Origin of the sequence: Rhodococcus sp. IEGM 1307 (assembly GCF_030056915.1) — a bacterium.
Lineage (GTDB): Bacteria > Actinomycetota > Actinomycetes > Mycobacteriales > Mycobacteriaceae > Rhodococcus_F > Rhodococcus_F opacus_D.
Map to the genome: position 1 here is coordinate 318,311 of NZ_JASHKW010000002.1, position 21,159 is coordinate 339,469.

At 67.3% G+C, this 21,159-nt stretch carries 17 protein-coding genes; 8 read left to right on the forward strand and 9 right to left on the reverse strand.

The genetic code is table 11. From position 1 onward, the window contains the following. Positions 1-25: 25 nt before the first annotated feature. A complete protein-coding gene (locus tag QM841_RS05240) occupies positions 26-1,261 on the reverse strand; it encodes a sarcosine oxidase subunit beta family protein (protein WP_007300401.1) in 1,236 nt (411 codons plus the stop codon). Next, complete coding sequence (gene glyA / locus QM841_RS05245) at positions 1,261-2,586, reverse strand: serine hydroxymethyltransferase (protein ID WP_283331160.1); 1,326 nt, start codon at positions 2,584-2,586, stop codon at positions 1,261-1,263. The genes QM841_RS05240 and glyA overlap by 1 nt, the downstream gene beginning before the upstream one ends. A gap of 113 nt (positions 2,587-2,699) precedes the next feature. Between glyA and QM841_RS05250 the strand changes: the two genes are divergently transcribed. Continuing rightward, complete coding sequence (locus QM841_RS05250) at positions 2,700-3,371, forward strand: GntR family transcriptional regulator (RefSeq protein WP_283331161.1); 672 nt, start codon at positions 2,700-2,702, stop codon at positions 3,369-3,371. A gap of 65 nt (positions 3,372-3,436) precedes the next feature. Here QM841_RS05250 and purU read toward each other — a convergent pair whose 3' ends face one another. From purU to QM841_RS05270, 4 genes are all read right to left on the reverse strand, one after another. Next, on the reverse strand, positions 3,437-4,285 hold the full coding sequence (gene purU / locus QM841_RS05255) for a formyltetrahydrofolate deformylase (protein WP_280782102.1): 849 nt from the start codon (positions 4,283-4,285) through the stop codon (positions 3,437-3,439). A gap of 126 nt (positions 4,286-4,411) precedes the next feature. Beyond that, positions 4,412-5,305, reverse strand: coding sequence for a bifunctional 5,10-methylenetetrahydrofolate dehydrogenase/5,10-methenyltetrahydrofolate cyclohydrolase (locus tag QM841_RS05260; protein ID WP_283331162.1), 894 nt, complete (start codon positions 5,303-5,305; stop codon positions 4,412-4,414). Further along, positions 5,302-5,928 (reverse strand): cyclodeaminase/cyclohydrolase family protein, encoded by a 627-nt coding sequence (locus tag QM841_RS05265; protein ID WP_283331163.1) that lies wholly within the window; start codon positions 5,926-5,928, stop codon positions 5,302-5,304. Before QM841_RS05265 ends, QM841_RS05260 begins: the two co-directional genes overlap by 4 nt. Next, positions 5,925-8,387, reverse strand: coding sequence for a GcvT family protein (locus QM841_RS05270; protein WP_283331164.1), 2,463 nt, complete (start codon positions 8,385-8,387; stop codon positions 5,925-5,927). Before QM841_RS05270 ends, QM841_RS05265 begins: the two co-directional genes overlap by 4 nt. Positions 8,388-8,726: 339 nt before the next feature. Here QM841_RS05270 and QM841_RS05275 point away from each other — a divergent pair, with 339 nt between their 5' ends. Beyond that, positions 8,727-9,527, forward strand: coding sequence for an IclR family transcriptional regulator (locus QM841_RS05275; protein WP_280782098.1), 801 nt, complete (start codon positions 8,727-8,729; stop codon positions 9,525-9,527). A gap of 8 nt (positions 9,528-9,535) precedes the next feature. On the opposite strand, the gene QM841_RS05280 is transcribed toward QM841_RS05275, so the two are convergent. Together QM841_RS05280 and QM841_RS05285 are read right to left on the reverse strand one after the other, a co-directional pair. Then, a complete protein-coding gene (locus tag QM841_RS05280) occupies positions 9,536-10,714 on the reverse strand; it encodes an NAD(P)/FAD-dependent oxidoreductase (protein ID WP_283331165.1) in 1,179 nt (392 codons plus the stop codon). Next, the gene (locus tag QM841_RS05285; protein ID WP_105413454.1) at positions 10,711-11,055 is read right to left on the reverse strand and encodes a bifunctional 3-phenylpropionate/cinnamic acid dioxygenase ferredoxin subunit; all 345 of its coding nucleotides are present in this window, start codon (positions 11,053-11,055) and stop codon (positions 10,711-10,713) included. The genes QM841_RS05280 and QM841_RS05285 overlap by 4 nt, the downstream gene beginning before the upstream one ends. Before the next feature lie 197 nt (positions 11,056-11,252). On the opposite strand from QM841_RS05285, the gene QM841_RS05290 reads away from it, so the two are divergent. The 6 genes from QM841_RS05290 to QM841_RS05315 all read left to right on the forward strand — a co-directional run bounded on the left by QM841_RS05290 (position 11,253) and on the right by QM841_RS05315 (position 20,031). Next, positions 11,253-12,065 (forward strand): IclR family transcriptional regulator, encoded by an 813-nt coding sequence (locus tag QM841_RS05290; RefSeq protein ID WP_283331166.1) that lies wholly within the window; start codon positions 11,253-11,255, stop codon positions 12,063-12,065. Between the two features lie 382 nt (positions 12,066-12,447). Then, entirely contained in the window at positions 12,448-13,620 is a 1,173-nt protein-coding gene (locus tag QM841_RS05295; protein WP_283331167.1) for an aromatic ring-hydroxylating oxygenase subunit alpha, read from the forward strand. Beyond that, positions 13,617-15,269: a BCCT family transporter gene (locus QM841_RS05300; RefSeq protein WP_283331168.1), complete on the forward strand. Its 1,653-nt coding sequence runs from the start codon at positions 13,617-13,619 to the stop codon at positions 15,267-15,269. Before QM841_RS05295 ends, QM841_RS05300 begins: the two co-directional genes overlap by 4 nt. After that, positions 15,266-16,786 carry an aldehyde dehydrogenase family protein gene (locus QM841_RS05305; RefSeq protein WP_283331169.1) on the forward strand — a complete coding sequence of 507 codons (1,521 nt, stop codon included), beginning with the start codon at positions 15,266-15,268 and terminating at the stop codon, positions 16,784-16,786. The genes QM841_RS05300 and QM841_RS05305 overlap by 4 nt, the downstream gene beginning before the upstream one ends. A 57-nt stretch (positions 16,787-16,843) precedes the next feature. Beyond that, positions 16,844-18,412: an APC family permease gene (locus QM841_RS05310; protein ID WP_283331170.1), complete on the forward strand. Its 1,569-nt coding sequence runs from the start codon at positions 16,844-16,846 to the stop codon at positions 18,410-18,412. Next, positions 18,409-20,031, forward strand: a complete 1,623-nt coding sequence (locus tag QM841_RS05315; protein ID WP_283331171.1) for a GMC family oxidoreductase — start codon at positions 18,409-18,411, stop codon at positions 20,029-20,031. Before QM841_RS05310 ends, QM841_RS05315 begins: the two co-directional genes overlap by 4 nt. On the opposite strand, the gene QM841_RS05320 is transcribed toward QM841_RS05315, so the two are convergent. Further along, entirely contained in the window at positions 19,940-21,115 is a 1,176-nt protein-coding gene (locus QM841_RS05320; protein WP_283331172.1) for an alpha/beta hydrolase family protein, read from the reverse strand. The genes QM841_RS05315 and QM841_RS05320 overlap by 92 nt on opposite strands. Positions 21,116-21,159: the final 44 nt, after the last annotated feature.

The following is a 21,159-nucleotide window of genomic DNA, read 5'->3' on the forward strand; positions in this document are numbered from 1 at the left end:
CTGAATTTCAGTGCGCGACGGGGGATCAGTGAGCGACGGCCGCGGCGCCGTGCTCGTCGACGAGAGCGCCGGTGACGAATCGGTCGAGGCTGAACGGCGCGATGAACTCGTGCGGTTCGTCGTTCGCGATGGTGTCCGCCAGACACCAACCCAACCCCGGGGTGGCCTTGAATCCGCCGGTGCCCCAACCGCAGTTGAGATACACGTTGTCGTACGGAGTGCGTCCCACGATGGGGGAGGCGTCGGGGCACACGTCGACGATGCCGCCCCAGGTGCGCAGCAGATGCGCGCGGGCGAACACCGGGAACAACTCCACCGCGGCCGCCATCTGACGTTCGATGATGTGGAACGCGCCGCGCTGGCCGTACCCGTTGTAGGAATCGACACCGGCGCCCATCACCAGTTCGCCCTTGTGCGCCTGCGAGACGTACACGTGGATGGCGTTGGACATCACGATGGTCGGGTGCACGGGTTCGAGCAGTTCGGAGACCAGCGCCTGCAGCGGGTGGCTCTGCACGGGGGTCCGGATGCCGAGCATGTCGGTGAGCGTCGAGGTGTGCCCGGCCGCGCACAGCGCGACCTGACCGGTCGCGATGTCGCCGCGGGTGGTGCGCACCCCGGTCACCTTGTTGCCGTCCGTGACGAAACCGGTGACCTCACAGTTCTGGATGATGTCGATGCCCGCCTCGTCGGCTCGGCGCGCGAATCCCCAGGCCACGTAGTCGTGTTTGGCGATGCCGGCCCGCGGCTGATACGTCGCGCCGAGGACGGGGTACCGGATGTCGCTCGAGATGTTCACCAGCGGGCACAGCTTCTTGACCTCGTCGGGTCCGACCCACTCGGCGTCGATTCCGTTGAGCTTGTTCGCCTCCACCCGGCGGACGCTGTCGCGGACGTCCTGCAGGCTGTGCGCGAGATTGAGGACGCCGCGCTGGCTGAACAGGATCGGGTAGTCGAGGTCGTCCTCGAGGCCCTCCCACAGCTTGAGGGCGTGCTCGTAGATCTTGGCGCTCTCGTCCCACAGGTAGTTCGACCGGATCAGCGTGGTGTTGCGGGCCATGTTGCCGCCCGCGAGCCAGCCCTTCTCCAGGACCGCGACGTTGGTGATGCCGTGATTCTTGGCGAGGTAGTGCGCGGTGGCGAGGCCGTGTCCGCCGCCGCCGACGATGACGACGTCGTACGACTTCTTCGGTTCCGGGTTACGCCACAGGAAGTCGGGGTGGTCGGGCAGGTGGGCGCCGGGCGGCTGGGTGGCACTCATCAGTTCGCCTCCGTGAGGTCGGGGTAGAGCGGGAAGCGCAGCGCGAGGGCATCGACGCGGCCGCGGAGTTCGTCGAGTCCGGCCTCGTCGGTGGCCGGTCGCAGCGCGTAGCTGATGATGTCGGCGACCTCGGTGAACGCATCCAGGTCGAAACCGCGGGTGGCGAGCGCGGGGGTGCCGATCCGCACCCCGGAGCTGACCATCGGCGGACGCGGGTCGAACGGGACGGCGTTGCGGTTCACCGTGATTCCCACCCGGTGCAACCGGTCTTCGGCCTGCTTGCCGTCGAGTTCGGACTCGCGCAGATCCACCAGCACCAGATGCACGTCGGTGCCGCCGGACACGACGTTGATGCCCGCCTGCCGGGAGTCGTCCTCGAGGAGGCGGTCGGCGAGGATCTTCGCGCCGGCGAGCGTGCGTTCCTGGCGCTCCCGGAACTCGGGCTCGGCGGCGAGCTTGAACGAGACGGCTTTGCCGGCGATCACGTGCTCGAGCGGGCCGCCCTGCTGTCCGGGGAACACCGAGGAGTTGAACTTCTTCGCCAGTGCCTCGTCGTTGGTGAGGATGACGCCGCCGCGGGGACCGCCGAGGGTCTTGTGCGTCGTCGACGTGACCACGTGGGCGTGCGGGACGGGGGAGGGGTGCAGTCCGGCGGCGACGAGTCCGGCGAAGTGCGCCATGTCGACCATGAGGTACGCGCCGACCTCGTCGGCGATGCGACGGAACGCGGCGAAGTCGAGTTGGCGTGTGTAGGCGGACCAGCCGGCCAGGATCAGCTTCGGGCGATGCTCACGCGCGAGACGCTCGACCTCGTCCATGTCGACGAGATGGTCGTCCTCGCGGACGTGGTACGCGGCGACGTCGTAGAGCTTGCCGGAGAAGTTCAGCTTCATCCCGTGCGTGAGGTGACCGCCGTGCGCGAGGTCCAGGCCGAGGATGCCGTCGCCGGGCTTCAGCAGTGCCGACATCGCGGCGGCGTTGGCCTGCGCTCCCGAATGCGGTTGCACGTTGGCGAATGTCGCACCGAACAGTGCGGTGAGGCGGTCGATGGCGAGCTGCTCGATGACGTCGACGTGCTCGCAACCGCCGTAGTAGCGGCGGCCGGGGTAACCCTCGGCGTACTTGTTCGTCAGTACCGACCCTTGCGCCTGCATCACCGCGAGCGGGGCGAAGTTCTCGCTGGCAATCATTTCCAGGGTGCCCTGCTGTCGCTCGAGCTCGGCCGCGATCGCCTGGTGTACGGCGGGGTCGAGATCGGCGAGCGAATGCGTCAGCGTCGGGTTCGCTGCTGCCACCTCGGTGAGGTGTGCGGTGTCCACGGTCATGGTTCGCCTTTCTGGAAGGTCAGTTGACTTTGAACTGATATATCAACTGGAAAGTAGAGTAAGGTCAGTGACGGACAAAGGTCAATAGCTCCGGAAAATCAGGGAGACGGAACATGAGCCTGGCGCATTCATCGGTCGCGGACACGGCATCGAACGGCGGCACCAACGCCGACCGCGCGTACGAGATCGTCCGCGAACGCCTGGTCATGCTGGACATCCGGCCCGGCGAGCCGATCAACGACGACCGTCTCGCCGATGAACTGGGATTCGGCCGGACACCGGTGCGGGAAGCGCTCAAACGCCTCGAACGGGAACGTCTTGTCGTCGCCTACCCGCGTCGTGGCACGTTCGCCACCGCCGTCGACATGACCGACCTCGCCGACATCTCCGAGATCCGCAAGCAACTCGAACCGACCGCGGCGGCCCGGGCGGCCCGGACGGCGTCCCCGGACTCGCGAGCCCGGCTGACCGCGCTCGCCGACGAGATCGCCGAGATAGACGACAGTGAAGATCCGCGCGAAGTCCTGCGCAAGGACGTGCGCGTCCACCGCGAGATCTACCGGGCGTCCGGGAACCCTCACCTCGAGGACATCCTCGTCAGCCTCGACTCACACGCTACCCGCATCTGGTGCCTCTTCCTCGACCGGCTGCCCGACGTCGCGAGCCACGTCCGCGAGCACGTCGCCCTGCTCCGGGCCATCGTCGACGGCGACGAGAACACCGCCTCGTCCCTCACCCTCGCCCACGTCGCCGGTTTCGAGAAGGCCATCCGCGACCTGCTGTAGGCCTCCGGCCCGTGCGCCTTTCTGGTAGCGGGAGCTACCAAAAAGGCGCACGGGCGCGAAGCGCCTCAGCTGAAGACGACCGTCCGGTGACCGTGCAGCAGGACGCGGTTCTCGCAGTGCCAGCGCACGGCCCGCGACAGCGCGAGGGCCTCGGCGTCCTGCCCGACCGTGGCGAGTCGCGTCGGGTCGAAGGAGTGGTCGATGCGGATGACTTCCTGCTCGATGATGGGCCCCTCGTCCAGATCAGGGGTCACGTAGTGGGCGGTGGCCCCGACCTGCTTGACGCCGCGATCGAACGCCTGGTGGTAGGGCTTGGCGCCCTTGAAACCGGGCAGGAACGAGTGGTGGATGTTGATGGCCCGCCCGCGTAGTGCGCGGCACGCGTCGTCCGACAGCACCTGCATGTACCGGGCGAGGACCACGAGATCTGCGTCGAATTCCTCGACGAGTTCGAGCAGCCGGGCTTCGGCCTGCGGCTTGGTGGCCGGCGTGACCGGGACGTGGACGAACGGCAGCCCGGCGGCCTCGGCCATGGGGCGCAGCACCTCGTGATTGGAGACGACGGCGACGAGTTCGGCGCCGAGGTTGCCTGCTCGCCAGCGGAAGATGAGGTCGTTGAGGCAGTGACCCATCTTGGAGACCATCACGATCACCCGGGGCAGGTCGGTGCCGTTGAAGTTGAACGTCATGCCGAATTTCGCGGCGACGCTTCCGAATTCCGCCGTGAGGCGTTCGATGTCGACATCTTCCGCGGACACGAACGACGTGCGGAGGAAGAACGCGTCGCTCCGGGTGTCGTCGAACTGCTGATGCTCGGCGATATCGCAGTTCTGCTCGAAGAGAAAGGAGCTGACTGCGTGAACGATCCCGGGACGCTGAGCGCAGCTGAGCGTCAGGGTGAAGGTCTGGGTCATGTGGGTCTCCTCGATGCCGGACTGGTTACGGTGTCACTAATTGAGGTGTCAGTCCGAGCGAACTGATATATCAGAATGGCCATGCTATTTCAGGCTGGACGAGCGGGTCAAGGGGTGGAGACGGAGTCAGACGCTGCTGCGGAACCCGGCGAGCACGGACTCCGATCGAGTCTGGGCGTACTGCGTCCCGGCGGCGTCGACCGTGTGATTGAGCAGCAACGCGGTGGTCACCGGTCCCACCCCTCCGGGGACCGGGGTCAGCGCGCCCGCCCGACCGTCGACGGCCACGGCGTCGACGTCACCGAGCAGTTGGCCGTCCGCGGTCGCCGTGGTCCCGACATCGATGACAACGGCGCCGTCGGCGACGTGGTCGGCCGTGATCAGTCCGGGAATGCCGACCGCGACGACGAGGATGTCGGCGCCACGGGTGCCGGCGGCCAGGTCGGTGGTGTGCCGGTGGCAGACGGTCACCGTCGCGTTGCGCTGCACGAGCAGATGCGCGACGGGACTTCCGACTACAGTCGATCTGCCGACCACCGCGGCCGTCCTGCCGTGCGGGGAGATCCCGTGGTGATCGAGGAGGGCGATCACGGCGTGTGCGGTGGCGGGCGCGAACGCCGGCTGACGCGCGACGAGTCGGCCGAGGCTGACCGGGTTGGCGCCGTCGACGTCCTTGGCGGGGTTGATCGCCTCCCGGAGGGCATCGAGGTCGGTTCCGTCCGGCAGGGGTGTCTGCAGGATGATGCCGTGGACGTCCGGGTCGTGGCCGAGTTCGACGAGCGTGCTGCGGATCTGCTCGGTCGACGCCGCGGCACCGAGATCGACGATGTCGCACAGGATTCCGGTGCGTTTCGCGGCCGACGCGATGGACCGCACGTACCAGGCGGTCGATTCGTCGTCGGTGGCCTGCACGACCGCCAGCTTGGGGCGGACCCCGATTTCGGCGAGTGCTGCGGCGGCGACGGACGCGTCATTGCGGATGGAGGTGGCGAGTTCGGCGCCACCGAGGCTTCTGGTCATGAACTCAGCTGCTTTCGTACTCGTGTCGTGACTGCGTCGGCACGCTCGACGATCGCGTCGACGCCGGACAGGCATTCGGTGAGGGCCCGGCGGGTATCCGGATCGGTGATACCCGGCAGGTTCACCTCGATGTTGACCCGGGCGGTGGTGGTGGCTGCGCGGGCAGCCTCGGCGGCGGCCGCGACGTCGCTGACGACGGTGCGGTTCGCTACCGGCAGCAGGACGTCGGCGAGTGCGACGACGTCGCCCGCCGCGACCACCACCTCGGCGGGGACCGCGGCGGCGCCGGCGAGGGCGGTCGCGATCGCCGACGTGCGGGCGGCCGTTTCGTCGTCCGTGTCCTGGGGGAGCCGGTAGGCGTCGATGACGGCCGTGAATGCCGCCATGTCGTCGTCGGCGAACTGCAGTGCCTTCTCGCGGAACGCATCCGCGGACGCGCAGATGCGTTCGACGAGCATCCCGTGGTCGGCGTACCTCTTGCCGGTGGTGTAGCGGGCGACCATCGAGACCAGCGCGGCTGCCTGGCCGAGGTGGAGGGCGCCGGTCGCGCCGCCGCCGGGCGCGGGGGTCCGAGCGGCGAGTGAGTCCAGGAATCCGGCGATCGTGTCGTCTCGGAGGGTCATGACCGGATCTTCTTCATCTCGGGGTCGACGAGCGGCTCGGCCACGACCGTTGCCGGGATGCGGCGTCCGAAGTACTCGATCTCCACCGGGGTGTCGGCGGTCGCGTTCGCGGGAAGCCAGGCGTAGGCGATCGGCGCCCCCACCGTGTGACCGAACGCGGCGCTCGTGACGTACCCGGCGGGCTGTCCGTCGACGAATACCGGCTCGTGGCCGAGGACCACCGACGTGCGGTCGTCGATCATGAGGCACGCCAGGCGCCGCTCCACCGTCTCGTCGGAGACGCCGTCGAGCGCGTCACGCCCACGGAAGTCGCCCTTCTGCAGTCGGACCGCGAACCCGAGACCGGCCTCGTAGGGATTGTGCTCGGTGGTCATGTCGCTGCCCCACGAGCGGTAGCCCTTCTCCATCCGCAGGCTGTTGAACGCGGCGCGGCCGGCGGCGATGACGTCGTACTTCTGCCCTTCCGCCCACAGCAGATCCCACAGGCGCAAACCGTTGTCGGCGGACGTGTACAGTTCCCAGCCGAGTTCGCCGACGTACGACAGACGCATCGCCGTGACGGGAACACCGCCGATGCGGACCTGCTTCGCGCGGAAGTACTTGAAGTTCTCGTTCGTGAAGTCGTCGGAGCTCAGCGCCTGCACCAGATCCCGGGCGCGCGGGCCCCACAACCCGATCCCGCACGTGCCGCCGGTGATGTCCCGGATCTGCACACTGCCGTCGTCCGGGGACTGGCGGCGGAAGTAGTCGAGATCGAGGTTGCCGTTGGCACCGACCTGGAAGATGTTGTCTGACAGCCGCGTGACGGTGAGGTCGCTGCGGACGCCACCGGTCTCGTCGAGCGCGAGCGTGTAGGTGACGGACCCGACGGACTTGTCCATCTTGCCGGTCGTCAGCCGGTCGAGCAGGGCCAGCGCGCCGGGGCCGCTGATCTCGAGGCGCTTCAGCGGTGTCATGTCGTACATCGCCACCGAGGTTCGGGTCTTCCAGGCCTCGGCCGCGGCGATGGGGGAGTGGAACATCGCTGCCCACGGTTCGCGGGCCGGCGGCTGCCATTCGGCCGGAAGGTCCTGTACCAGATGGGCGTTGGACTCGAACCAGTGCGGGCGTTCCCAGCCGGAGCTTTCCAGGAACACGGCGCCGAGTTCCTTCTGGCGAGTGTGGAAGGGGCTGACCCGCAGGTCGCGGGGAGACTCCTTGGGCTGCAGTGGGTGCAGCACGTCGTAGATCTCGACGAAGTTCTGCTGCGACGTCTCGCTGACGTAGTCGGGTGCGAGCTGGATCTCCTCGAAGCGGTGCACGTCGCAGCCGTGCAGTTCGACCTCGGAGCGGCCGTCGACGAGCAGTTGCGCGACCGCCCGGCCGACACCGGCGGAGTGCGTCACCCACACTGCCTCGGCGATCCAGAACCCGGCGACGTCCGGGGACTCGCCGATGAGCGGTCCGCCGTCCGGGGTGAACGAGAAGACCCCGTTGAAACCGGCCTCCAGTTTCGCGGATTCGAGGCACGGCAGCAGCAACTTGCTCTGCTCCCACGACGGCGCGAAGTCTTCTTCGGTGAACGGCAGCATCGACGGCATGTCGGACGCGGACACGTCGTCGCTCTCGTCGAGGTCGCGCAGGTTCACCGGCATCGGGCGGTGCGCGTACGTGCCGATGCCGAGGCGGTCGACGTGCTCACGGAAGTACAGATCCTGGTCCTGGTGGCGCAGGATCGGGAAGCCCGCCTCGGCGAGTTCGGTGTTCCGTCCGACGAGTTCGGGAATCTGCTCGGTCTTCGCGTACTGGTGTGCCAGAGGGAGCAGCGGGACGTCCATGCCCACCATCGCGCCGATGTCGGGACCCCAGAAGCCCGCGCAGGACACCACGATGTCGGCGGGGATCACCCCGTCGGCGGTGGCGACGCCGGTCACCTTGCCGCCGCTCTGTTCGATGCCGATCACCTTCGTCGAACCCTGGAACACGGCACCGCGGGCCTCGGCGCGCCGGGCCAGCGCGACGACGACTCGGGACGCCTTCGCGAGGCCGTCCGTCTCCACGTACAGCCCGCCGAGCACCCGCTTCTCGTCGAGCAGCGGGTGCAGCTTCGCGCACTCGGCCGGGTCGAGGACGGCGCCCTCGATGCCCCAGGACGTGGCCCAGCCCTGTTTGCGGTGCAGATCGGCCAGACGCTCGGGGGTGGTGGCCACCTCGAGTCCGCCGAGTTGGTTGAAGCACCATTCGCCGTCCACGTCGAGTCCGACGAACTTCTCGACCGTGTACCGGGCGAACTCGGTCATCGTCTTGGACGCATTCGTCTGGAACACCAGGCCCGGTGCGTGCGACGTGGAGCCTCCGGTGAGCGGCAACGGTCCCTGATCGAGAACCGTGATCCGATCCCAGCCGCGAGCGGTGAGCTCGTCGGCCAGATTCGCGCCGACGATGCCGGCTCCGATGATCACTACGCGCGGTGACCCCATGATGGTCCTCCTGGTTGGGTGGGTGCCTGTGTGTGGCGAAGTAGCGGGAGATTCGGTGTTCGGTGTGGGCTCGAACGGCGCCGGAAAGAACTGTGAATTGCGAAACGGATCGGACTGATCCGAACCGAAATCGACAACTGATATATCAACACATTAGGTCTGGACGAGTAAGGGGGTCAACCCCGAATTGCGGGTAATTCCACGACGATTGGTCGATGAAATGGCCGCAATTCCGCGATCCGAAGTGGAAATGCGCACCGACCCCGACTGTGATGACGTGGAACCGGGTGTGGATGGAGGTAACCGTCGCACGGTGATGTCGCCTATCCTGAAGTCGAGATGACTGAATTGGACGATAACTCGAATGGGGATCGGAGCCGGCCGTCCGGCGCTGTGCAGTCAGTGGACCGCGCTCTGGCGGTACTCGAAATCCTGGCGAGGCTCGGTACCGCCGGTGTCACCGAAATCGCCGACGAGTTGGGTGTCCACAAGTCGACCGCATCGCGCCTCGTCGCCGTTCTGGATTCGCGAGGGTACGTCGCGCAATTGAAGAGCCGGGGAAAATTCCAACTCGGCAATTCCATCGTCCGGCTGGCCCGCACCGCGTCGCCGGACGGCGATCTGGTGCGGCAGAGTCAGGAATTGTGCGCCGAACTGGCGGAAACTGTCGGTGAGAGCGTCAATGTGTCGATACTCGACGGCAATCGCTCGGTGAGCATCGTCAAAGCGGACGGTCCGTCCGGTGTCGGTACCAATACCTGGGTGGGTCAAAGCAGCCCGGCGCATGCGACGGCGAGTGGAAAATTGTTGCTGACGGAATTGTCCGACAGCGAACTCGCGGAGCGTGTGGGAGAAACTCCGATTGCACTCACGGAGAAAACTCTCACCGATGTGCCCGCGCTCGTGGAATCGTTGAAAACCATTCGCGAGCGGGGATGGGCGGAGTCCGAGGAGGAACTCGAACTCGGGCTGAACGCGGTGTCCGTCCCGATCCGGGACTACACGTCGAAAATGATTGCCGCTCTGAGTGTGTCCGGCCCCGCCTACCGGCTGCTGCCCGAACGGTTCGAGGACGTCGCCCGCGCCGCACTCGACACGTCCCAGCAGATCAGCAGCCGATTGGGCTATGCCGTCACGTAGCGCCGGCATCAGGCCCGCGACCTGGCGAGTTGCTTCTTGTACCGGGTGAACAGCCGGGGACTGTTCATCGCGAAGACGCCCACGGTGTCGCCGTCCCGGTCGTAGGTGGCCACGAACGTGCCGGTTCCGGGATCGCCGTCGACGAACCGGACCTCGTCGGTGCTGTGTCTCGTCCCGGCGAACTGCAGCATCTTGCCGTACTGGTGGGACCAGAAGTACGGGATCGCGGCGGGTCCGGACGGTGTGGCCATGATCGTGTCGGCGACGGTGGCGGCCTGTGCGACGGCGTTGCTCCAGTGCTCGCTTCTGTGGTGCACCTGGTGGGCGTCGTCGAAAGTCCGTGCGCAGTCGCCGATCGCGTACACGCCGGGCACGTTCGTGCGGCACGACGAGTCGGTGAGGAAGCCGTCTTCGATCATCAGTTCCGAATCGCGTGCCCATTCGACGTTGGGGACGGCCCCGATTCCGACCACCACGGCGTCCGCGGGGAGGATGGTTCCGTCACTCAGCTGGACGGCTTCGACCGCGTCGTCACCGAGCAGTGCGGCGACGACTGCCCCGGTGAGGAGCCGGACGCCGTGTGCGGCATGCTGTCCTGCGCAGATCGCCCCGAGTTCGATGCCGAGCGGGCCCGCCAGGGGTGTCGGTGACGCCTCGACGACGGTGACGTTCAGGCTCATGCGGGCCGCGGTGGAGGCCACCTCGGCGCCGATGAACCCTGCTCCCACGATCACGAGGTTCTGCGCACGCGACAGCGAATCCCGCAGTGCGCGTGCGTCGTCGACCGACCTGAGTGTGTGCACGCCGGCGAGACCGGAGTGTCCGGGCAGGGTTCGGGCACGCGCGCCCGTCGCGACGACGACGGCATCGGCGTCGAAGTGGGACCCGTCGTCGAACGTGACACGGTGGAGCCCTTCGGGGGCATGGACCAGACCGGTGGCAGTTCTGTTCATGCGCCATTCGACGTCGAGGGTGTCGTCGTCGCTGTTCATCAACAGCAGATCCTCGTCGGTCAGGTCGCCGGTGAGGAATTCCTTGGACAGGGGCGGCCGGTCGTAGGGCAGGGACTGCTCGCTGCCGGCCACGACGAGGCGGCCGGTGTATCCCTTCTCGCGCAGTGCGCGCACCGCCGACAGTCCGGCGAGGGAAGCGCCCAGTACCACAATGGAATTCGGGACAGTGTTCATCGGGCGTCGCCCTTCTGGTCGAGATGAAGCAGCACGGTGCCGTCGACGATCGACACGTCGTGTGTGCGGACCGCGATCTTGGCCGGCGGGCCCGAGGGCACTCCGGTGCGGAGGTCGAAGCACGCTTCGTGGAGCGGGCACTCGACGGTGCAGCCTTCGACCCAGCCGTCGGCGAGGGAGGCGTCCTGATGGGTGCAGGTGTCGTCGATGGCATACAGACCGTCGGAGGTGTGGAAGACGGAGATGGGAGCCATGCCCGGCGGGGTCACCGTGACGACTTCGCCCACGGGCAGTGTCACGAGTTCGCAGACGGGGAACGCCGTGGCGCCGGGGTGGGTCACAACTGGGGAATCGTTATCGAGAATCACTCGATACCTCCGAAACGTCGGGGAGGAAGGACAAGTTGTGGAGCGGTTGTTGCGCTATGCGCGACGACTTGCAAGCTGTGCAACACAATGCTCTCCGGTGCTGCCCCACGGTGTCAAGCATTCGCGTGTAAAAACTGCGTTCCCGAAGTCGGTGGGCATAACCTCGGGGCATGAGTGAATCCGAGGCAACGGCGCCCGCGGCCCAGGGAACGGAAGGAAAGGCGAAGACAGTGCACGCCGTGGAACGTGCCATCGACGTGCTCGAGATAGTCGCGGCAGAAGGCCGTGTCGGCGCCTCGGAGATCGCCGTGCGTCTCGGCGTGCACAAATCGACCGTGTCACGCCTGATTGCGTCGCTGCAGCAACGCGGATTCGTGGAGGAAGCGGGTGTCCGCGGCAAGTATCAGCTCGGATTCGCGGTAGTGCGATTGGCCGAGGCCACGGTCGCGCAGAGCGGGCTCGTCGAGGTTGCGCAGCCGGAGTGCGACCGCCTGGCCGATGCCTTCGGGGAGACGGTCAACCTCGCGGTACTGGACGGTGCGGCGACCCTCAACGTGCTCGAGGCCCGCAGCGATCGCCACGTCGCGCTGCGTACCTGGGTGGGTCAGGTGACCCCGGCGCACGCGACCGCGACCGGCAAGGTCCTGGTCTCGGAATTGACGTCCGGCCAGCTCCGGAGTCGGCTGGGGCCGCAATTGCGCCCGCTCACTCCCAACACGATCACCGACTTCCGGGCGTTCGACGTCGAACTCGAGCACGTGCGGTCGCGCGGGTGGGCGTCCACGGCCGAGGAACTCGAAGCGGGGCTCAATTCCATCGCCGTGCCGGTGCGGAGCAAGGTCACCAACCGGATCGTCGCGTCGATCTGTGTGTCCGGGCCGGAGTACCGGCTTGCTCCTGAGCGGTTCGAGGCCGTGGCGCTCGAACTCGCCGACGCGGTCGCGCGGATCGAAGCGCAGCAATCCGTCGGCGCGGGTGACTGAACGCCCGGAAGTGCTTCTCCCTCAAGGCGGGACGAACGGATAGTCCCGTTTGTCCGGGTTCCGGCCGTCCGCGGTTAACGCGGTGTTTCGGTCGTGTCGCGTCCGCGAAAGAAGTGTCGAATGTGATGTTTGACACGTCCGCGGGCCACAGTCTAAGTTGTGTAAATCGCATAGCGTTGCTGATGACGCAACAATGCTGACGCCGCGATGACTCGGCGGGAACAGCTGTCCGCTGTTCGGACGGTCGCCGCGGATCGGGCACGCATGTCGTCACTCTCGGCAACGACGCCCCCTGCGATCTGCGCCCCCTACGCACACAGACATCAGGTCACAGCTCGACCGACACGCATCTTTCCCGGCAACGAAAGAAACGGTGACATCTATGTCCGCTCCGGACGTTCAAGCCCCCGCTCCCGCCTCCACGCCCGCACCGGCACTGATCCCCACCCTCGGTGGCCGGTACTACACCGACGCCGACATCTTCACGGACGAACAGGAGAACCTGTTCGAGGCGATGTGGTTCTGCGCCGTCCGCGCCGCCGATCTCGCCGACCCCGGAGCCTTCCGGAAGATCACGGTGGGCCGGGAGAGCGTGCTCCTCGTCCGCGGCCGCGACGGGGAACTGCGCGCCTTCCTCAACATCTGCCGGCACCGCGGCGCCATGCTGTGCACCGAGGACGAAGGGCAGATCCGCAGAAACCTGCAGTGCCCCTACCACGCGTGGACGTACGGACTCGACGGCAAACTGGTGGCCGCCCCCAACATGGCCGCGCTGCGGGACGAGACCGGAGCCGACATCGACCGGGTTCGGTACGGACTGGTGCCGGTCGCGCTTCGCGAATGGCTCGGCTACGCATGGGTGTGCCTGGCCGACGAACCGCCGTCGTTCGAGGACGAGGTCGTCGGCGCCGTCACCGAACGACTCGGTGATCCGGCCGCCATCGACCGGTACCAGATCGGAACCCTGGAACTCGGCCGCCGGATCGTCTACGACGTCGCGGCCAACTGGAAGCTGATCATCGAGAACTTCATGGAGTGTTACCACTGCGCGACCATCCACCCCGAGCTCACCGAGGTACTTCCCGAGTTCGCGGACGGCCTTGCCGCACAGTACTTCGTGGGGCACGGTGCCGCCTTCGGTGACGACGTCGAGGGATTCACCATCGACGGAACCGGCGGATTCGAGTCGTTGTCCGGCATCAGTCCCGACCAGGACCGCAAGTACTACGCCATCACGATCCGGCCGCAGGTTTTCGTCAACCTCGTGCCCGACCACGTCATCTTCCACCGCATGTACCCCGTGTCCGCGGATCGCACCATCGTCGAATGCGACTGGCTGTACTCCCCGGAGGTCACCGCGTCGGGTCGCGACGTCTCCCGTTCGGTGGAGCTGTTCCACCGGGTCAACCAGCAGGACTTCGACGCCTGTGAGCGGACCCAGCCCACGATGGCGTCGAAGGCGTACCGGAACGGGGGTGTGCTGGTGCCCGCGGAACACCACATCGGCGAATTCCACGACTGGCTACTCGAAAGGCTGAGCGGGGATCCCCGATGACCTACGCCGGCGAGCAACCGAGGGTGACCGACTCTCCCAGGGTGAACGGTGTCGATTCGCAACCCCGACACCAGGCGCAGGAGCAGCAGGCGGCGGCGCCGTCCGACGGCGAGGGGCGGCGGAGCGTCGACAAGGTGGTGTTCGGCACGGCCGCGGCGCTTGGTGTCGGACTCATCCTCTGGGGACTGCTGGCACCGGAGAACCTCTCGGTCGTGTCGACCGCGGCGCTGGACTGGCTGGTGGCCGACCTCGGTTGGCTGTTCATCGCCGCGTCGTCGGCGTTCGTCGTCTTCTCACTCTTCCTCGCGTTCTCCCGGTACGGCCGGATTCCGCTCGGCCGCGACGGCGAGAAACCGGAGTTCCGCACGGTGAGCTGGATCGCGATGATGTTCAGCGCCGGCATGGGAATCGGATTGATGTTCTACGGCGTCGCCGAACCGCTCGCCCATCTGGTGAGCCCGCCGCCGGGAACGGACGGATCCGTCGGGTCGGCGATGGCCACGACGATGTTCCACTGGGGTCTGCATCCGTGGGCGATCTACGCGGTCGTCGGGTTGTCGATTGCGTACGGCTCCTACCGGCGTGGCCGCAAGCAGCTCATCAGTGCCGCGTTCTTCCCTCTCCTCGGTCGCCGCTCGGAGGGCGCCGTGGGGAAGGTCATCGACATCCTCGCGATCATCGCGACGATGTTCGGCACCGCCGCGTCGCTCGGACTCGGCGCACTGCAGATCGGTTCCGGTCTCGAGATCATCGGCTGGATGGGCCACGTCGGCACGTTCGCGCTCGTTGCCCTCGTTGGGCTCTTGACGTTCGCGTTCGTCGGTTCGGCGGTGTCGGGAGTCGCGCGGGGCATCCACTGGCTGTCCAACATCAACATGGTGCTGGCGGTGATTCTCGCGCTGTTCGTGTTCGTGCTCGGTCCCACCGTACTCATCCTCAATCTGCTCCCCACCGCGATCGCGGACTACGCGGCGCAACTCGCCACCATGTCGGGACGGACGGCCGCGAGTTCCGGCGACGACACGGCGTCCTGGCTGTCGTCGTGGACGATCTTCTACTGGGCGTGGTGGGTGTCGTGGACTCCGTTCGTCGGAATGTTCCTCGCCCGGATCAGCCGCGGCCGCACCATCCGGCAGTTCGTTATCGGCGTGATCGTCATTCCCACCTCGGTCAGCCTCGTATGGTTCGCGGTGTTCGGCGGCGCAGGCATCGGACAGCAGCAGGACGGAGTCGACCTGGCGGCGCGTTCGTCGACCGAAGGCCAGTTGTTCGGGATGCTCGACCATCTGCCGTTGACGGGGTTTGCCACCGTGCTGGTCATGGTGCTGGTCGCGATCTTCTTCGTATCCGGCGCGGACGCCGCGTCCCTGGTGATGGGCACTCTGTCGCAGCGGGGTGCACGAGAACCGAGCACGTGGGTCGTCATCTTCTGGGGAACCCTCACCGGGGGCACCGCGGCACTCATCCTCTGGACCGGCGGCTCGGACGCCCTGCAGGGTCTGCAGACGATGACGATCATCGCGGCCGCGCCGTTCCTCCTGGTGATGATCGGATTGTGCTTCTCGCTGTATCGGGACCTCTCCCGTGATCCGCTCATCGTCGGTTCATCGAAAAGGTATGCACACGAGAGGGTTTCGGACACAGTATGAAGATGACGGCACTATCCGCGGATCAGGGCGTCCAGAGGTTGTTCGGGAAGGTGAATTTCATCGCGGGGGAGTGGGTCGCGGCGACGTCGGGCCGCACCCGCGACTGCATCGACCCGGCGACCGGGAACGTGATCGCCACGGTCGACGAGGCGTCGCCCGAAGACGCCGGGCGAGCCGTGCAGGCGGCCCGGGCGGCCTTCGACGCCGGGGACTGGCCTCAGACGGCGGTCGCCGCGCGGTCGTCGCTCCTGTCGCGTATCGCGGATCTGCTCGAGCGCGACAAGGAGGAATTGGCGCGTATCGAGACGCTGGACACCGGTAAGACGTTGGTGGAAAGCCGAATCGACATCGACGACGTCGTCTCCGTATTCCGGTACTACGCCCGGCTGGCCCTCGTCTCCAGCGACCGGCTGGTCGACGTGGGTGACCCCGCCGTCGTCTCCCGGGTCGTTCGCGAACCGATCGGGGTGTGCGTCCTCATCGCGCCGTGGAACTACCCGCTGCTCCAGATCTCCTGGAAGGTGGCACCCGCGCTGGCCGCCGGCTGCACGATGGTGCTCAAGCCCAGTGAAGTCACGCCACTGAGCACGATCGCGTTCGCCCGGCTGATCGAGGAGGCGGGTGTGCCCGCCGGTGTCGTCAACCTGGTGCAGGGGAGCGGCGCCGACCTCGGACCCGCGCTGACCGACACCGGTGACGTCGACTTCATCTCGTTCACCGGTGGACTCGCGACCGGCACCACCATCCTGGAGACGGCCGCGAAGCACGTCACGAAGGTCGCCGTGGAACTCGGCGGGAAGAACCCGCACATCGTGTTCGCGGACGCCGAGTGGGAGTCGTCGGTCGACCAGGTGCTCACCGGCGTCTTCCTGCATTCGGGGCAGGTGTGCTCGGCGGGGACGCGGCTGATCGTGGAGGAGTCGATCGCCGACGACTTCGTCGCCGCCCTCGTCTCGCGCGCCGAGGCCATCCGCGTCGGCCCGGGGCTCGATCCCGGCACCGAGACCGGACCGCTCGTGTCGACCGCACAGCGCGACAAGATCGAAGCCTATGTGGCACTGGGTATCTCCGAAGGGGCGGTGCTCCGGACGGGTGGCTCCCGGCCCGCCGATCCCGCGCTCGACGGTGGTAGCTACTACCTGCCCACCATCTTCGACCACTGCGACCGGTCCATGCGCATCGTGCAGGAGGAAACGTTCGGGCCCATTCTCACGGTCGAGAGGTTCACCACCGAGGAGGACGCGGTCCGGCTCGGCAACGACACCGAGTACGGCCTCGCCGCCGGAGTCCGGACGTCGGACGCTGCCCGCGGCGAACGGGTGGTGCGCCGCCTGCGCCACGGGACCGTGTGGCTCAACGACTTCGGCTACTACACCGCGGCGGCGGAATGGGGCGGATTCAAGAAGTCCGGCAACGGGCGCGAACTCGGACCGGCCGGGCTCTCCGAATACCAGGAAGTCAAACACATCTGGAACAACACGACCTCGCCTCTCGCGGGTTGGTTCACCGCGACCTGACGTGCTCCCGGCAGGGGCGCGCGAGCAGGCCTACTCACCTTCTCAGGAAGTGATCGAATGACCAGTACCGACAATACGACCGGCGATCACGACAGTGGACTCGAGGAGTTCGGCTACAAGGAGTCCCTCGATCGCAGTATCGGCAAGTTCGCGAGCTTCGCCGCGGGCGTCAGCTACATCTCCATCCTGACCGGCACTTTCCAGTTGTTCTACTTCGGATTCGGCACCGCAGGCCCCGCCTACCTGTGGTCGTGGCCGCTGGTGTTCGTCGGCCAGCTCGCCGTGGCGCTCTGCTTCATGGAGCTGGCCGCCAAGTATCCGATCGCCGGCTCCGTGTACAACTGGGCGAAGACGCTCGGCAGCAGAGTAGTGGGGTGGTCCGCGGGCTGGCTGATGCTCACCGCGTCGATCGTCACCCTGTCGGCCGTTGTGCTGGCGCTGCAGCTCAACCTGCCGCGGCTGTGGAGCGGCTTCCAGATCGTCGGTGACGGCACCGGAGAACACGACTTCGCCACCAACGCCGTCATTCTCGGGACGGTGATGATCGGCTTCACCACCGTCGTCAACGCGCTCGGTGTCCGTCTCATGGCGATGATCAACAGCGCCGGGGTGTTCATCGAGATCATCGCGGCGGTGCTGATCGCGATCATCCTCGCCGCCAACATGACCCGCGGCCCGCAGGTGTTCTTCTCCACCCACGGGTACGGCGCAGGCGAAAGCGGCGGATACCTCGGTGCGTTCCTGGTGGCGACGCTCGCGTCGGGTTACGTGATGTACGGCTTCGACACCGCGAGTTCGCTGGGCGAGGAGACGGTCGAACCCCGCCGCACCGCCCCCAAGGCGATCTTCCGTGCGATCCTCGCGTCGTTCGTGATCGGCGGCGCGATCCTCGTGTTCGCCGTGATGGCGGCACCCGACCTCGACGATCCGAAGATCGGCGCGTCGGACGGCAGCCTGCAGTACATCGTGGAGCAGGTGATGTGGGGTCCGCTGGGCACGATCTTCCTGGTGTGCATCGTGATTGCGGTGACGGTCTGCTCGCTGGCGGTGCACACCGCCGCGATCCGGCTGACCTTCGCCATGGCCCGCGACAACGCCCTCCCGTTCGGTGAGCGGCTCGCCCGCGTCCACCCGCGCACGCGGACACCCATCGTGCCTGCGGTGACCATCGGGGTGGTGGCCGCGCTGATCCTGGTGGTCAACATCGGTCAACCGCACATCTTCACCGTGCTCACGTCGATCGCGATCATCATGATCTACCTGGCCTACCTGATGGTCACCGGACCGATGCTGAAGAAACGGCTGCGGGGTGAGTGGCCGCCGCGGGACCTGAAGGAGGGCGGCTACTTCACGATGGGCAGATGGGGACTGCCCGTCAACATCGTCGCACTCGTCTGGGGAATCGGGATGGCCCTCAACCTCGCGTGGCCACGCGAGGCCGTGTACGGGGAACCTTGGTACAACACCTGGGGCGCCTTCGTCTACATCGGCATCATCCTCGGGTTCGGCCTGCTGTGGTACCTCACCACCGGCCGGCACCACATCGGAACGTTGACGTCACACTGCGCGGCGGTGGTAACGACCGCGCCGGAATCCGAACCGAACGACAAGGAGCTCGCCCGATGACCGACGGCGAATCGAAGAGCACTGCAGGGGAATTCGACTACGTGATCGCGGGCGGTGGCAGCGCGGGCTGCGCACTCGCGGCACGTCTGAGCGAAGACCGGTCGGTAACGGTGTGCCTGCTCGAGGCGGGCCCGTCCGACGTCGGGGACCGGGCGATCCTCGAGCTGTCGCAGTGGATGCATCTGCTCGACTCCGGGTACGACTGGGACTACCCCGTCGAGCCACAGGAGAAGGGCAACAGCTTCATGCGGCACGCCCGGGCCAAGGTCCTCGGTGGCTGCTCGTCCCACAACTCGTGTATCGCATTCTGGCCGCCGGCCGAGGCACTCGACGACTGGGAGGCGATGGGGGCGTCGGGTTGGGGTGCGCGCGACATCCTCCCGTACGTCAGCCGGCTCGAGAGCAACGACGCCCCCGGCGACGGGCACGGCCGCAGCGGGCCCGTGCGGCTGCGGGACGTCCCGCCGAACGACCCCTGCGGCCGAGCGGTTCTCGACGCCGCCGCCGCGGTCGGTCTGCCGACCGTCGCATTCAACCGCGGCGGAACGGTGCTCAACGGCGCCGGATGGTTCCAGATCAACGCGTCCGAGGACGGCACCCGGATGTCGTCGTCGCACGCGTACCTGCACCCGATCCTCGGGACCCGGCCCAACCTGGAGGTCCGGACCGGCTGCTGGGTGAGCGAGATCCTGTTCGACGAACAGCAGACGGCGACGGGCGTCCGGTACCAGCGTCCCGACCTCACCGGCTACGACACGGTGTCGGCGCGACGGGAGGTGGTGGTGACGGCCGGGGCGATCGACACCCCGAAGCTCCTGATGCTGTCGGGTATCGGTCCGGCGGAGCATCTCGCGGAGTTCGGGATCCCCGTGCGCGTCGACTCGCCCGGTGTCGGCTCGAACCTCGACGATCACGTCGAGGGCCTCGTGTTCTGGGAGGCGTCCCAGCCGATGGTCACCGAATCGACGCAGTGGTGGGAGATCGGACTGTTCGCGACCACCCGGGAGGGCCTGAACCATCCCGACCTGATGATGCACTACGGCAGCGTCCCGTTCGACATGAACACCCTGCGGTGGGGTTACCCGACCACCGACAACGGATTCTGCCTGACACCCAACGTCACTCAGGGCCGCTCCCGCGGAACGGTCCGGCTGCGGTCGCGGGACTTCCGCGATCGCGCGAAGGTCGACCCCCGGTACTTCACCGACAGCGAGGGCCACGACGACCGGGTGATGTTGTCCGGGGTGAAGCTGGCCCGAACGATCGCCGAGCAGAAGGCGCTACGCGGGTGGATTGCCCGCGAACTGGCGCCGGGACCCGACGCGGTGACGGACGCCGAGATCCTCGACTACATCCACAAGACCCACAACACGGTGTATCACCCCGCGGGCACGGCCCGCATGGGCGCCGTCGACGATCCGATGGCGGTGCTCGACCCGGAACTGCGCGTCAAGGGGGTTCGAGGACTGCGGGTGGTCGACGCGTCGGCGATGCCGAAACTGCCGCACGTCAACCCGAACATCACGGTCATGACGATGGCCGAGAGGTGCGCGGATCTGCTCCGCGGCCGGGCCGGGTCCGGGCTGCGGGCGGTGGAGTCGACGCTGTCCGAGGTCTGATCCGGGCGTCGATCGCCTCTGCGGTCCTTCGCCAGATCTCGCTCTCCGGATCGATGACGGTGAAGTGATCGCCGGGCCCCTCGATCCGGACGACGTCGTCGGGGGTCGCCGCGGCGGCGTCGTGGTATTCCCTGCTCATCTCCAGCATGTCCGGCTCGTCGTCGACGGCGCACACCACTAGCTGAGCGGTGCCCAGCGGCAGTCGCTCGATCGGCGACGACCGTTCGTACGTCGCACGGTCGCCGGCCCGGTCGCCGCCGACGGCGTCCGCCACCGCGCCCTCGCCGAGGTGGCGTTCGCCGGCGAGTCGCAGATTCAGCACCCCGGCGAGGCTGACGGCCAGTGTCGGACGAACCGCTGCGTCCTCGGTCGCGGCGTCGGCGGCGGCGCGGAGCGCGAGCTGAGCACCGGCCGAGTGGCCGAGAATCACGACCCGCTCCGGGTCCGCCTCCGGCACCGTCGCGACAGCCTGCACGGCGTCGGCGACATCGGACGCCATTGCTGCCCATCGGTTCTCCGTGCCCCGCCGGTACTCGACATTCCAGGTGACGTACCCGCGGGCCGTCAGGTCGACTGCCAGCGCGTCCATCAAGTCGGAATCCCAACGCGGACGCCAGAATCCGCCGTGGATCAGCACGGCGACGGGGAAGGGGCCGTCGCCGCCCGGGATCCGCAGTTCCACTCGCTGATCGGGGTGGTCGCCGTAGCGGACGGTCCGTCCGGGGTGGAAGCGGTGGTGATACCAGCTGTCGACGGCGTAGCGGAGTCCGTCGAGTCCGCGCCCCCGGATGTGGACCCGGGTGCCCGGCGAGCGGTCGGCCTCGCACTCCACGAAATCGACGCGGATCGCTCCGCCGGCCGGGGCGGGGAAGGAGGCCCCGGCACCGGGCACGGCGATGAACTCGCCTCGCCCCGCCGCCGACCGCACGGCCCGCTCCAACCCGGCGGTGTCCGCGGCGAACGTCAACTCACCGGTCAGGCCGCGCGCATCCAGTGCCCGGCCCACGAGTTCCTCCGCGGTTCCGCGGTGCGCCACCACGCCGGGGGCGAAGACGATGGCGACTCTGCGCGCTGGTTCGCTCACCGGGTCACCGTACGTACCCGTGATGACATCTGGCCAGGGGTGTT

Bases quoted from the DNA above. Each gene is read 5' to 3' on its own strand.
- QM841_RS05240 (WP_007300401.1), bottom strand. From the start codon at position 1,261: ATGAGTGCCACCCAGCCGCCCGGCGCCCACCTGCCCGACCACCCCGAC.
- glyA (WP_283331160.1), bottom strand. From the start codon at position 2,586: ATGACCGTGGACACCGCACACCTCACCGAGGTGGCAGCAGCGAACCCG.
- QM841_RS05250 (WP_283331161.1), top strand. From the start codon at position 2,700: ATGAGCCTGGCGCATTCATCGGTCGCGGACACGGCATCGAACGGCGGC.
- purU (WP_280782102.1), bottom strand. From the start codon at position 4,285: ATGACCCAGACCTTCACCCTGACGCTCAGCTGCGCTCAGCGTCCCGGG.
- QM841_RS05260 (WP_283331162.1), bottom strand. From the start codon at position 5,305: ATGACCAGAAGCCTCGGTGGCGCCGAACTCGCCACCTCCATCCGCAAT.
- QM841_RS05265 (WP_283331163.1), bottom strand. From the start codon at position 5,928: ATGACCCTCCGAGACGACACGATCGCCGGATTCCTGGACTCACTCGCC.
- QM841_RS05270 (WP_283331164.1), bottom strand. From the start codon at position 8,387: ATGGGGTCACCGCGCGTAGTGATCATCGGAGCCGGCATCGTCGGCGCG.
- QM841_RS05275 (WP_280782098.1), top strand. From the start codon at position 8,727: ATGACTGAATTGGACGATAACTCGAATGGGGATCGGAGCCGGCCGTCC.
- QM841_RS05280 (WP_283331165.1), bottom strand. From the start codon at position 10,714: ATGAACACTGTCCCGAATTCCATTGTGGTACTGGGCGCTTCCCTCGCC.
- QM841_RS05290 (WP_283331166.1), top strand. From the start codon at position 11,253: ATGAGTGAATCCGAGGCAACGGCGCCCGCGGCCCAGGGAACGGAAGGA.
- QM841_RS05295 (WP_283331167.1), top strand. From the start codon at position 12,448: ATGTCCGCTCCGGACGTTCAAGCCCCCGCTCCCGCCTCCACGCCCGCA.
- QM841_RS05300 (WP_283331168.1), top strand. From the start codon at position 13,617: ATGACCTACGCCGGCGAGCAACCGAGGGTGACCGACTCTCCCAGGGTG.
- QM841_RS05305 (WP_283331169.1), top strand. From the start codon at position 15,266: ATGAAGATGACGGCACTATCCGCGGATCAGGGCGTCCAGAGGTTGTTC.
- QM841_RS05310 (WP_283331170.1), top strand. From the start codon at position 16,844: ATGACCAGTACCGACAATACGACCGGCGATCACGACAGTGGACTCGAG.
- QM841_RS05315 (WP_283331171.1), top strand. From the start codon at position 18,409: ATGACCGACGGCGAATCGAAGAGCACTGCAGGGGAATTCGACTACGTG.